General features: G+C 64.5%; 7 protein-coding genes and 1 pseudogene. 4 read left to right on the top strand and 4 right to left on the bottom strand.

Going from position 1 to position 13,027, the window contains the following annotated elements; genetic code table 11:
• Window positions 1-87 precede the first annotated feature (87 nt).
• A pseudogene (locus J4P02_RS06940) lies at window positions 88-1,158 on the top strand (cache domain-containing protein); the annotation flags it as partial.
• A gap of 21 nt (window positions 1,159-1,179) precedes the next feature.
• On the top strand, window positions 1,180-2,025 hold the full coding sequence (locus J4P02_RS06935; protein ID WP_426189007.1) for a methyl-accepting chemotaxis protein: 846 nt from the start codon (window positions 1,180-1,182) through the stop codon (window positions 2,023-2,025).
• An 18-nt stretch (window positions 2,026-2,043) separates the two neighbouring features.
• On the opposite strand, the gene J4P02_RS06930 is transcribed toward J4P02_RS06935, so the two are convergent.
• Both J4P02_RS06930 and putA read right to left on the bottom strand, forming a co-directional pair.
• On the bottom strand, window positions 2,044-3,846 hold the full coding sequence (locus tag J4P02_RS06930) for an acyl-CoA dehydrogenase (protein ID WP_426188839.1): 1,803 nt from the start codon (window positions 3,844-3,846) through the stop codon (window positions 2,044-2,046).
• A gap of 221 nt (window positions 3,847-4,067) precedes the next feature.
• Entirely contained in the window at window positions 4,068-8,021 is a 3,954-nt protein-coding gene (gene putA / locus J4P02_RS06925; RefSeq protein WP_426188838.1) for a trifunctional transcriptional regulator/proline dehydrogenase/L-glutamate gamma-semialdehyde dehydrogenase, read from the bottom strand.
• A 463-nt stretch (window positions 8,022-8,484) separates the two neighbouring features.
• On the opposite strand from putA, the gene putP reads away from it, so the two are divergent.
• Complete coding sequence (gene putP, locus J4P02_RS06920; protein WP_426188837.1) at window positions 8,485-9,969, top strand: sodium/proline symporter PutP; 1,485 nt, start codon at window positions 8,485-8,487, stop codon at window positions 9,967-9,969.
• Between the two features lie 72 nt (window positions 9,970-10,041).
• On the opposite strand, the gene J4P02_RS06915 is transcribed toward putP, so the two are convergent.
• Both J4P02_RS06915 and J4P02_RS06910 read right to left on the bottom strand, forming a co-directional pair.
• Window positions 10,042-10,539 (bottom strand): DUF2165 family protein, encoded by a 498-nt coding sequence (locus J4P02_RS06915; protein ID WP_426188836.1) that lies wholly within the window; start codon window positions 10,537-10,539, stop codon window positions 10,042-10,044.
• Between the two features lie 93 nt (window positions 10,540-10,632).
• A complete protein-coding gene (locus J4P02_RS06910; protein WP_426188835.1) occupies window positions 10,633-11,904 on the bottom strand; it encodes an O-acetylhomoserine aminocarboxypropyltransferase/cysteine synthase family protein in 1,272 nt (423 codons plus the stop codon).
• 229 nt (window positions 11,905-12,133) lie between these two features.
• Between J4P02_RS06910 and J4P02_RS06905 the strand changes: the two genes are divergently transcribed.
• Complete coding sequence (locus J4P02_RS06905; RefSeq protein ID WP_426188834.1) at window positions 12,134-12,970, top strand: 23S rRNA (adenine(2030)-N(6))-methyltransferase RlmJ; 837 nt, start codon at window positions 12,134-12,136, stop codon at window positions 12,968-12,970.
• Window positions 12,971-13,027: the final 57 nt, after the last annotated feature.

Genomic DNA, 13,027 nt, shown 5'->3' with positions numbered 1-13,027 from the left:
TGGACAAGCGAGCGTATTGTTTGTATACAACCCTGCGCGGCTGGCGCGGTATCTCAGCCTCTTATTCCAATAAGAAAGAGGTGTTCCATGCAATTCTGGCGACGCAGTATTCAATGGCAGCTGATCCTCAGCATGGGTTCGGCGCTGTTGCTCAGCCTGTTGGTGGTCGTGGCGATCTACACGGTGCTGATCAATCACCTGACCCAGAACTACCTGGTGGACAGGGCACTGCCTTCGAGCATCGAAGCCATGCGCAACGATATCGAGCGCATCCTCACACAGCCCCTGACGGCCGCCCGGGACCTGGCCGGCAACGGCATGTTGCGCGACTGGTTGGCGGCCGGCGAAGACCCGGCCCAGGCGCAGAGCTTCATCAGCTACCTGAATGACATCCGCGCCGAGAACCAGGCGTTCACCACCATGATGGCGAGCCCCCTCAGCAACCACTACTACAACGAGAAAGGCCTGGACCGGACCCTGAGTCGGGATAACCCGAAGGATGTCTGGTTCTACCGCTTTATCGACGGTGGCCAGCCGCGGGTGCTGAACATCGATATCGACGTCGCCAGTGGCGAGCTGGCGATGTTCATCAATTACCGGGTGGAGAAAGACGGCCAGCTAGTAGGCGTCACCGGCCTGGGCCTGCGCATGGCCGAGCTGTCGCGGTTGATCCACGACTACAGCTTCGGCGAGCGCGGCCGGGTGTTCCTGGTGCGCAACGACGGCTTGATCCAGGTGCACCCGGACGCCCAGTTCAGTGGCAAGCGGCAGTTGTCCGAGCAGATCGGCGCCACCGCCGCCGCCGCGCTGATGGGCCATCAGGGCCTGACCAGCAGTGATTTCGAGCGTGACGGCGAGGCCTACCTGGCCCTGAGCCTGCCCTTGCGGGGCTTTGGCTGGAGCCTGGTGGCGGAAGTGCCGCAGGCGCAGATCTACGCCGAGGCACGCCAGGCGATCTGGCTGACCAGCCTGCTGGGCCTGGGTATTGCCGCGATCTGCCTGCTATTGGTGGTGCTGCTGGCCCGGGGCCTGGTGCGGCCGCTGCGCCAGGTGACCGAAGGCCTGGTGGCCATCGGTAGTGGCGGCGGTGACCTGACCCTGCGCCTGGACGCCAGCCGCGCCGACGAACTGGGGGACCTGGCCCGGGGGTTCAACCGTTTCCTCGACAGCCAGCGAGGCATGATTGGCGAAGTGCTGGCCACCACCGAACGTTTGCGCAACTCGGTGGGCCAGGTGGCGGCGGTGGTGGAAAACACCGCCGAGCGCTCCGCTCAGCAACAGCAGATGACCGATATGGTGGCCACCGCCGTGCACCAGATGGGGCTGACGGTGCAGGATATCGCGCGCAATGCCGGGCAGGCCGCCGAGGCTTCCCAGGTGGCCCGCGATGAAGCGCTGCAGGCTCAGGAAGTGGTGGGCGGCTCGATCGGGCATATCGAGCGCATGTCCACAGAAATCGCCCAGGCCGCCGACGCGGTCAGCGAACTGGCCGAGCATGTGGCCTCCATCGACCAGGTGCTGGCGGTGATTCGCGGGGTCTCCGAACAGACCAACCTGCTGGCCCTGAACGCCGCCATCGAGGCGGCCCGGGCCGGCGACATGGGGCGCGGTTTTGCCGTGGTGGCCGATGAAGTGCGCACTTTGGCCCAGCGCACCCAGGCCTCCACCGACGAGATCCAGCAGATGATCCAGGGCCTCAAGCAGGGCGCGGAGAACGCGGTGTCGTCGATGCATGCGGGGCAGGCGGCGACCGGCACCGGCGTCGAGTCCAGCCAGCAGACCGGCACCTCGCTGACCGCGATCACCGGGCAGGTGGAGCACATCAGCGACATGAACCAGCAGGTGGCCACCGCCACCGAGGAGCAGTCGGCGGTGACCGAGGAAATCAACCGCAACGTCCAGGGCATTTCCGACCTGGCCCGGGCCACCGCGGCGGAAGTCCAGGCCTGCCGGGAAGATTGCGTCGCCCTGCAGCGCCTGGCCGAAGACCTGACGCGCCAGGTGGGTGGCTTCAAGTTGCGCTAAGCACAGCCACTCAGCCCCTTAGAACCACTGATCCTGCATCCCCAGGCAGGTATCGTCCCGGGCTTCCAGCAGATTCAGCTCATGCTGGCAGCCCGGCACTTCCCAGGTCAGGAAGTAGCGCGCGGCCTGCAACTTGCCTCGATAGAAATCCTCATCCGCGGCATTGCCCCGGGCCAGCCCCTCTTCGGCGCGAATCGCCTGCTCCAGCCAGCGCCAGCCGATCACCGCATGACCAAAGGCTTTGAGGTACAGCGCCGAGTTGGCCAGGGTCGAGGTCACCTTGCCGGTGGCCAGGTCCCCCAGCAGGCCCAGGGTCACGCTCTGCAAGCGGCTGACCAGTTGTTCCAGCGGCAGGCGCAGGGCGTCCAGGGAGGCATGGGCTCGGGACCGTTCGCCAGTGTCGGCGATCAGGCGGATCAGGCGCTTGAGCCCGGCGCCGCCATTTTGCGCCAGCTTGCGCCCCAGCAAATCCAGGGACTGGATGCCATGGGTGCCTTCGTGGATCGGGTTCAGGCGGTTGTCACGGTAGTACTGCTCCACCGGGTATTCCCGGGTGTAACCGTGGCCGCCAAGGACCTGGATCGCCAGTTCGTTGGCCTTGAGGCAGAACTCCGATGGCCAGGATTTGACGATCGGGGTCAAGAGGTCCAGCAGTTCATGGGCCTGCTGGCGCTCGGTGGCGTCGGCCAGGGTGCTGGTGTCGTCGAACAGCCGCGCGGCGTACAGCCCCAGGTCGAAGGCGCCTTCGACATAGGCCTTCTGGGTCAGCAGCATGCGTCGAACATCGGCGTGCTGGATGATCGGCACCGGTGCGGTGCTCGGGTCCTTGCTCTCCGGCAGGCGGCCCTGGGGGCGTTCGCGGGCGTACTCCAGGGAATACAGGTAGCCGGCATAGCCGAGCATCACCGCGCCCATACCGACGCCGATCCGCGCCTCGTTCATCATCTGGAACATGTAGGACAGGCCGGCGTGGGGCTGGCCCACCAGGTAGCCGACGCACTCGCCGTTGTCGCCGAAATTCAGCGCGGTGGAGGTGGTGCCGCGGTAGCCCATCTTGTGGAACAGCCCGGCCAGCAGCACATCGTTGCGCGGGCCCAGGGAGCCGTCGGCATTGACCAGGAACTTGGGCACGATAAACAGCGAGATGCCTTTCACCCCGGGCGGTGCGTCCGGCAGCTTGGCCAGCACCATATGCACGATGTTCTGCGCCAGCGGGTGGTCGCCGCCGGAGATGAAGATCTTGTTGCCCTTGATCCGGTAGCTGCCGTCGGCGGCCGGTTCGGCGCGGGTGCGGATATCCGCCAGCGAGGAGCCGGCATGGGGTTCGGTGAGGGCCATGGTGCCGAAGAAGCGGCCGTCGATCATCGGCTGCAGGAAGCGCTGCTTCTGCTCTTCGCTGCCGAAGCTTTCGATCAGGTTGGCCGCGCCCATGGTCAAGAAGGGGTAGGCCGAGCTGCCGACGTTGGCCGCCTGGAAGTGGGCGAAACAGGCCTGGGACAGCAGGGTCGGCAACTGCATGCCGCCGGCTTCGAAACTGCGCGCGGCATTCAGGAAGCCGGCTTCGAGAAAGGCCTCCACCGCCGGTTTCACTTCCGGAATCAGCAGCGCCTGGCCGTCTTCATAGCGCGGTTCATGCTCGTCGCCCTTGCGGTTGTGCGGGGCGAAGAGCTTCTCGGCGATAGTGCGCGCAGTGCCCAGGGCGGCATCGAAGGTTTGGCGGTTGTGCTCGGCAAACCGCTCGCGCTGGGTCAGGGCTTCGGCATCGAGCACCTCGTACAGCTCGAAAGCCAGATTGCGGGAACTGAGCAAGGTCTCGGACATGACGGCGCACCTGTTGACGGGGAATGCAGCGAGTCTAGGTGCGTGAATAGAGGCTGAACAGCAAGATAGATAAGGGTGATAGAGGCAGAGAAGCAGAGGGGCAAGCTGCAAGCTACAAGCTACAAGCTACAAGCTACAAGCTACAAGCTACAAGCTACAAGCTACAAGCGAGAGCATTGCACCCCCACTTGCCGCTTGCAGCTTGCCGCTACCTACTGCTGTTAGCCGATGGTCATCAGGCTGGCATTACCGCCGGCCGCTGCGGTGTTGACGCTCAGGGCGCGCTCAATCACCAGGCGTTCCAGGGCAATCGCGGTTTCGCCCTGGGACAGGCCCTGGACGCCGACAATCGCCCCGGCACGCTGGGCCACCTGCTGGCAGACGCCGCGCAGCTGATCCGAGTCGCCATGGTGCAGCACGGCGTCGAACACCACTTCGTCCTTGGTCCAGTCGGCCACGCGCTGGATGCGCGCTTGCACTTCCTTCGGCAGGCGACCGAACAGGGTCTTGACCAGTGCGCTTTCCGGCCATACCGCCGAACCGCCCACTGCCAGCACTGCTGCCAGCTGGGTCAGCAGGTCGCCTTCGACTTCCGCCAGGCACAGCACATGCTCGCGGGGCAGGATGGCGTAGCTGTTGCGTTCGCCGGTAGGGCCGGCCAACTGCCGGGTGATACCGCTTTGCGACTGGCCGGCGAACTGTTTGCACAGGGTCGCCAGCTCTGCCAGCTTGCTGCTCTCGGCCCAGGCTTGCAGGGCGTTGAGCGGCTTGCTCAGGGTTTCCCGCAGGCGCAGGTCCGGGGCGTTGGCCGCATCGGCACGCACAAAGGACTGCTCGATGGCATCCACTGGGCGGGTCGACAGCAGGCGGTACAGGTACAGCGGGCCGCCAGCTTTCGGGCCGGTGCCCGACAGGCCTTCGCCGCCGAAGGGCTGCACGCCGACCACGGCGCCGACAATGTTGCGGTTGACGTAGACGTTACCGGCATTGACGTTGTCCACCACCTTGGCAATGGTTTCGTCGATGCGGGTGTGCACGCCCAAGGTCAGGCCGTAGCCGGAAGCGTTGATCTGGGCGATCAGCTGGTCGATGTCCTTGCGCTTGTAGCGCACCACGTGCAGCACCGGGCCGAAGATCTCGCGCTGCAGCTCGTCGAAGCTTTCCAGCTCGATCAGGGTCGGCATGACGAAGGTGCCGCGCTTGATTTCGTCGCTGTCGGCAATCGCCATCTGGTACACGCTGCGGCCTTTGTCGCGCATGGCCTGGATGTGTTTCTCGATGCCGGCCTTGGCTTCGGCGTCGATCACCGGGCCAATGTCCACCGACAGGCGCTCCGGGTTGCCCAGGCGGCTTTCGGCCATGGCGCCCTTGAGCATTTCGATCACGCGGTCGGCGGAATCTTCCTGCAGGCACAGCACGCGCAGGGCCGAGCAACGCTGGCCGGCACTGTCGAAGGCCGAGGACACCACGTCGATCACCACCTGCTCGGTCAGCGCCGAGGAGTCGACGATCATCGCGTTCTGGCCGCCAGTCTCGGCGATCAGCGGAATCGGCCGGCCCTGGTTGTCCAGGCGCCCGGCGATATTGCGTTGCAGCAGGCGCGCCACCTCGGTGGAGCCGGTGAACATCACGCCCTTGACACGCTCGTCACCCACCAGGCGCGCGCCAACGCTTTCGCCCTGGCCCGGCAGCAGTTGCAGCACGCCTTCGGGAATCCCGGCTTCGAGCAGCAGGCGCACGGCCTGGGCCGCCACCAGCGGGGTCTGTTCGGCGGGCTTGGCCAGTACCGGGTTGCCGGCGGCCAGGGCCGCGGCGACCTGGCCACTGAAGATTGCCAGGGGGAAGTTCCACGGGCTGATGCACACCACAGGGCCCAGTGGGCGGTGGGCGTCGTTGCTGAAGTCGTTGCGTGCCTGCACTGCGTAGTAGCGCAGGAAGTCCACCGCTTCACGCACTTCGGCGATGGCGTTGGCGAAGGTCTTGCCGGCTTCCCGGGCCAGTAGGCCCATCAGCGGCTGGATCTCGCCTTCCATCAGGTCGGCGGCGCGTTCCAGGATCGCGGCGCGCTCGGCTGGCGGTGTGGCCTGCCAGATCGGCGCGGCATTCAGCGCGCACTGGATGGCGTTGTCCACGTCTTCCACCGTGGCTTCCTGCACCTGGCCCACCACATCGCGGTGGTCGGACGGGTTGAGTACCGGCGCCGGGGTTTCACTGCTGGCGGCGCAACCGAGCATCGGTGCGGCTTTCCAGTTGTTGTGGGCCGTGGCCAGCAGGGCGCAGGACAGCGACGCCAGACGGTGTTCGTTGGCCATGTCGATGCCGGCGGAGTTGGCCCGCTCGGCGCCATACAGGTCACGCGGCAATGGAATGCGCGGGTGCGGCAGGCCGAAGCCGCCTTCCAGGGTGGCCATCTGTTCGATCTGGCTGACCGGGTCGGCCACCAGTTCCTGGATCGAGATCGACTGGTCGGCAATGCGGTTGACGAACGAGGTGTTGGCGCCGTTTTCCAGCAGGCGACGTACCAGGTAGGCCAGCAGGGTTTCGTGGGTGCCCACCGGTGCGTACACGCGGCACGGACGGTTGAGCTTGCCCTCGGCAACCTTGCCTACCACTTGCTCGTACAGCGGTTCGCCCATGCCGTGCAGGCACTGGAATTCGTACTGGCCCGGGTAATAGTTCTGACCGGCAATGTGGTAGATGGCCGACAGGGTATGGGCGTTGTGGGTGGCGAACTGCGGGTAGATGACTTCCGGCACCGACAGCAGCTTGCGTGCGCAGGCGATGTAGGACACGTCGGTATAAACCTTGCGGGTGTACACCGGGTAGCCTTCCAGGCCTTCGACCTGAGCGCGCTTGATCTCGCTGTCCCAGTAGGCGCCTTTTACCAGACGGATCATCAGGCGGTGACGGCTGCGGCGGGCCAGGTCGATCACGTAGTCGATCACGTAAGGGCAGCGCTTCTGGTAGGCCTGGATCACGAAGCCGATACCGTTCCAGCCGCTCAGTTGCGGCTCGAAGCACAGGCGCTCCAGCAGGTCCAGGGACAGCTCCAGGCGGTCGGCTTCCTCGGCGTCGATGTTCAGGCCGATGTCGTACTGCTTGGCCAGCAGGGTCAGGGACAGCAGGCGTGGGTACAGCTCTTCCATCACCCGCTCGTACTGCGCGCGGCTGTAGCGCGGGTGCAGGGCCGAGAGCTTGATCGAGATGCCCGGGCCTTCATAGATGCCGCGACCGTGGGAGGCCTTGCCGATGGAGTGGATGGCCTGCTCGTAGGACGCCAGGTATTTCTGCGCGTCGTGCTCGGTCAGCGCCGCTTCGCCGAGCATGTCGTAGGAGTAGCGGAAGCCCTTGGCTTCGAACTTGCTGGCGTTGGCCAGGGCTTCGGCGATGGTCTCGCCGGTGACGAACTGCTCGCCCATCAGGCGCATGGCCATGTCCACGCCCTTGCGGATCATCGGCTCGCCGCTCTTGCCGATGATGCGGCTCAGGGAGGAGGTCAGGCCGGCCTCGTTGTGGGTCGACACCAGCTTGCCGGTGAGCAGCAGGCCCCAGGTGGCGGCGTTGACGAACAGCGACGGGCTGTTGCCCAGGTGCGGCTGCCAGTTGCCGGTGCTGATCTTGTCGCGGATCAGCGCGTCACGGGTGCCCTTGTCGGGGATGCGCAGCAGGGCTTCGGCCAGGCACATCAGCGCCACGCCTTCCTGGGACGACAGGGAGAACTCCTGCAGCAGGCCCTGGACGATACCGGCACGGCCGCCGGCGCTCTTCTGGTTGCGCAGTTTCTCGGCGATCGAGGCGGCCAGCTTGTTGGCGGCTTCGGCGGTGGCGGCCGGCAGGCGCGCCTGCTCCAGCAGCATCGGCACCACTTCCGGTTCCGGGCGACGGTAGGCGGCGGTAATCGAAGCGCGCAGCACCGATTGCGGCAGGATGCTCTCGGCGAATTCGAGGAAGCATTGGTGAGTGTGGTCGGTCTGCACTTCGCCGGCGTCATCGCCGCTGGCGACGGTGGCACCGCTCAGCTCGGTCAGGGTTGCACCACCCTCGAGTTTTTCCAGGTAATTGAAGATCGCCTGCTTGATCAGCCAGTGCGGGGTCCGATCGATCGAGGCCGCGGCCGCCTTGAGACGCTCGCGGGTAGGGTCGTCGAGTTTGACCCCGAGGGTGGTGGTAGCCATATTTTTATCCTCATGTTTGCCACGCACGTGTGGCATCAGCTGGCGGCAAGATTATCCGTGCGCCGAAATAGGTGCAACCGGGTGCAACCCATTTTTGCCTGGAAAAAACCGCAGCTTGTCAGGAATAAATTTCTTGCAACGGGTGGCGTGCATCTCACTGATATCTTTGCTTATGAAAAGGCAGTTTCTTGCGCCAAAAAGGAGCAAAAAGCGGCGTCGGTAGTGGATTAATCGACGAGGTGCAACTGATTCGGCGCAAATTGGTTGCACCTTGTTCGTCTTGTTGCATAGGATTCGCGCCCAAGGTGCAACCGACTCCACGGTCGGTGCATCGGCTGATGGCTTTCCTGGGGAAACATCAGTCATAAATGCGCGGCACGCCTGATCGTCTCCCAAGCGAAATCGTTTGGCGGAGAGAGGCAGTGACCGCCGCACCATAAAAACAAAGCCAGGGCGTAACTCAATGAGTGCAAGCAATCCAACCTTGATCACCTTCGTGATCTACATCGCGGCAATGGTGCTGATCGGCTTCATGGCCTATCGCTCCACCAACAACCTTTCCGACTACATTCTGGGTGGCCGCAGCCTGGGCAGCGTGGTGACCGCGCTTTCCGCCGGTGCCTCCGACATGAGCGGCTGGCTGCTGATGGGCCTGCCGGGCGCCATCTACATGTCGGGTCTTTCGGAAAGCTGGATCGCCATCGGCTTGATCGTCGGTGCCTACCTGAACTGGCTGTTCGTGGCCGGTCGCCTGCGGGTGCAGACCGAACACAACGGCGACGCACTGACCCTGCCGGACTACTTCTCCAGCCGTTTCGAAGATAAGAGCGGCCTGCTGCGGATCATCTCCGCGGTGGTGATCCTGGTGTTCTTCACCATCTACTGCGCTTCCGGCATCGTCGCCGGCGCCCGTCTGTTCGAAAGCACCTTCGGCATGTCCTACGAGACCGCGCTGTGGGCCGGTGCTGCGGCAACCATCGCCTACACCTTCGTCGGTGGTTTCCTGGCAGTGAGCTGGACCGACACCGTGCAAGCGACCCTGATGATCTTCGCCCTGATCCTCACGCCGATCATCGTGCTGCTGGCCACCGGTGGCGTCGACACCACTTTCCTGGCCATTGAAGCCAAGGACCCCACCAGCTTCGACATGCTCAAGAACACCACCTTTATCGGCGTGATCTCGCTGATGGGCTGGGGCCTGGGCTACTTCGGCCAGCCGCATATCCTGGCGCGCTTCATGGCGGCGGATTCGGTCAAGTCGATCGCCAAGGCTCGTCGCATCTCCATGACCTGGATGATCCTCTGCCTGGGCGGCACCGTGGCCGTGGGCTTCTTCGGCATCGCCTACTTCTCGGCGCACCCGGAAGTGGCTGGCCCTGTGACCGAGAACCCGGAGCGGGTGTTTATCGAACTGGCCAAGCTGCTGTTCAATCCGTGGATTGCCGGTGTGCTGCTGTCGGCCATCCTGGCTGCGGTGATGAGTACCCTGAGCTGCCAACTGCTGGTGTGCTCCAGTGCCCTGACCGAAGACTTCTACAAGGCTTTCCTGCGCAAGCATGCTTCCCAACGCGAGCTGGTGTGGGTCGGTCGCGCCATGGTGCTGGTGGTTGCGCTGATCGCCATCGCCATGGCCGCCAACCCGGAAAACCGCGTACTGGGCCTGGTGAGCTACGCCTGGGCCGGCTTCGGTGCCGCCTTCGGCCCTGTGGTGCTGATCTCGGTGCTGTGGAAAGGCATGACCCGTGACGGCGCGCTGGCCGGGATCATCGTCGGTGCCGTGACCGTGATCCTGTGGAAACACTTCGCTCTGCTGGGTCTGTACGAAATCATTCCGGGCTTTATCTTCGCCAGCCTGGCCATCGTGCTGGTGAGCAAGATGAGTGCACCGAGCGCGGGCATGGTCCAGCGTTTCGAAGCCGCCGAGAAGGACTTCAAGCTCAATCACTAAGCTGAACAGAGCTGGCCCTGATTCCCCAGGGCGTTGTACAACGGCCCGCTGCGTCACCGCAGCGGGCCGTTTTTATTGGTGTGTATCGCTGTCGGGTTGGTTGAGGAAGATCAGCACGCCAAGGATCGCCATATAGAACTTGAAGGCTGCGTCCTGGCCGTTCCAGGTGTGGGATTGCCACATCATGAACCACTCGCCGCCCACCACCATAAAGCCGAAGAACCACACGCAGAAGCCCAGGCCGAAGCCGGCAATCGCCCAGCCCTTGGCCTGGTTGAAGGTGCTGGCGCTGGCGTTGCGCACGCGCCACAGGCGCCAGGCACCCAAGGCCAGCAGCAGGCCGGTGAGGCTTTCACCGACAATGATCAGCCAGTAACCGGCGTGCCACAGCCAGGGCTGGGCCAGGGCCCGGTCGGTGGCGCTGTTGCCGGGAAAAACGCTGTCCATGCTCAGCACATGCTGGACGAAGGCGAAGTTGGAGCCGTAGTCGCTGATGTTGTTCCAGGCCACCAGCAGGGCGAAGGCGGCCACGGCCAGGGTCATGATGATTTTCACGTCACGCACAATCATGGTTGAGTCCTTTTATGGGCAAGAAAGCGTCCTGGGGGTGGTGGAAGGGTATATGAAGGCCCGTCGCCCTGTGGCGACGGGCCCTTGCGGGGATCAGGCCTGGCGCAGCGCCTGGTCGAGGTCTTGCAGCAGGTCTTCGATGGCCTCGATGCCCACCGAGAGGCGGATCATTTCCGGTTTCACCCCGGCCTTGGCCTGCTCCTCTTCATTCATCTGCCGATGGGTGGTGGAGGCCGGATGGCAGGCCAGGGACTTGGCGTCGCCAATGTTCACCAGGCGCTTGAAGATCTGCAGGGCATCGTAGAAGCGCACCCCCGCGGCATAACCGCCCTTGAGGCCGAAGGAGAGGATCGCCGAGGGCTTGCCGCCCATGTACTTGCGCGCCAGCTCGTGGTGCGGGTGGTCGGCGAGGCCTGCGTAGCTGACCCAGGCCACCAGCGGATGGGCCTTGAGGAACTGCGCCACCTGGATGGCGTTGTCGGTGTGGCGCTCCATGCGCAGGGCCAGGGTTTCCAGGCCTTGCAGCAGCAGGAAGGCGTTCATCGGCGCCAGGGCCGCGCCGGTATTGCGCAGGGGCACGGTGCGGGCCCGGGCGATAAAGGCCGCGGGGCCGAACTTCTCGGTGTAGACCACGCCGTGGTAGGCCGGCTCCGGGGTGTTGAGGCTGGCGAATTTCTGCGGGTGCTCGGCCCAGGGGAAGTTGCCGCTGTCGACTATCACCCCGCCCAGGGAGTTGCCGTGGCCGCCGACGTACTTGGTTACCGAGTGCACGACGATATCGGCGCCGAACTGGATCGGCTTGCAGAGGATCGGCGTGGCCACGGTGTTGTCCACCATCAGTGGCACATGGCGGGCGTGGGCGACCTCGGCCAGGCCCTCGATATCGACGATATTGCCCGCCGGGTTGCCGATGCTCTCGCAGTACACCAGCTTGGTCTTGTCGTCGATCAGCTCGGCGATGGCTTCGGGGGAATCGTCCCGGGCAAAGCGCACGTCGACACCGAAACTCGGCAGCAGGTGGGCAAACAGGGTGTAGGTGCCACCGTAGAGCTGCGGGGTGGAGACGATATTGTCGCCGGCCTGGGTCAGGGTCTGGATCGCGTAGTGGATCGCTGCACTGCCGGCGGCCACCGCCAGCCCGGCGATCCCGCCTTCCAGGGCGGCGATACGCTGCTCCAGCACATCGTTGGTGGGGTTCATGATGCGGGTGTAGATGTTGCCGGGCACATCGAGGTTGAACAGGTCGGCACCGTGCTGGGCGTTGTCGAACTCGAAGGCGACATTCTGGTAGATGGGCACGGCCACGGCCTTGGTGGTCGGGTCTGACTTGAATCCATGGTGCAGCGCAATCGTTGCGTCTTTCATAAATCCTCGACTCAGTAGCAATCCATTAATGAGCGCAGCAGTCAGTGGTCCCGTGTGTCTGAGTCGCCAGCAACCGCGTGGTCTGCCCGCCGCTTGGCCGCAGGCGGGCGCGTCAGTGTCCAACAGGCGTGGCGCTTGGGCAAGATGGCTGCAGCCGGGTCAAGGCGATGGTCTGTCCTGACGTGCCTTGCGGCACAGGGTAAACTTGCCCCCCTGCGCAGGAGCAACCATGAACTATCGTCACGCCTTCCACGCCGGCAATCACGCCGACGTTTTCAAACACCTGACCCTGACCCGCCTCATCGCCCTGATGTCGCGCAAGGAGCAGCCGTTCGCCTACCTCGACAGCCATGCCGGCATTGGTCTGTACGACCTCCAGGGCGACCAGGCGAACCGCACCGGCGAGTACCTGGAAGGCATCGCCCGCCTGTGGGGCGCCGAGGACCTGCCGGCGCTGACCGCCGACTATATGCGCGTGCTGCACAAGCTCAACCCGGATGGCCAGTTGCGCTACTACCCCGGCTCGCCTGAGCTGGCGAGGCGCCTGGTGCGTTCCCAGGACCGGGTGCTGCTCAACGAGAAGCATCCTGAAGACGGCCTGCTGCTCAAGGAAAACATGAAGCGCGATCCACGGGTGGCGGTGCATCTGGGGGAGGGCTGGCATGTGGCCCGGGCGCTGCTGCCGGTGGCGGAAAAGCGCGCGGTGATGCTGATCGATCCACCCTTCGAGCAGTTGGACGAGATGCAGCGCTGCGCGGCCTCGCTGAAGGAAGCCATTGGCCGCATGCGCCAGACCGTGGCGGCCATCTGGTACCCGGTCAAGGACCAGCGGGCGCTACGTCGCTTCTACCAGGACCTGGCCGGTACCGGCGCGCCAAAACTGCTGCGGGTGGAATTGCTGGTGCATCCCCTGGACACTCCCAACAGCCTGAATGGCTCGGGCCTGGCGATTGCCAACCCGCCTTGGGGGCTGGAAGAGGAATTGCGCGAGCTGCTGCCCTGGCTGGCGCAGAAACTCGGCCAGACCCAGGGTGGCTGGCAGATGGACTGGCTAATAGCTGAGTAGCAGCGGCAAGTTGCAAGCTACAAGCGGCAAGCTGAGGTGCTTGCACTTGCAGCTTGA

Source organism: Pseudomonas sp. NFXW11 (assembly GCF_049887815.1).
In the GTDB taxonomy this organism is placed as follows: domain Bacteria; phylum Pseudomonadota; class Gammaproteobacteria; order Pseudomonadales; family Pseudomonadaceae; genus Aquipseudomonas.
This window is presented reverse-complemented; position numbering and strand designations above follow the sequence as displayed.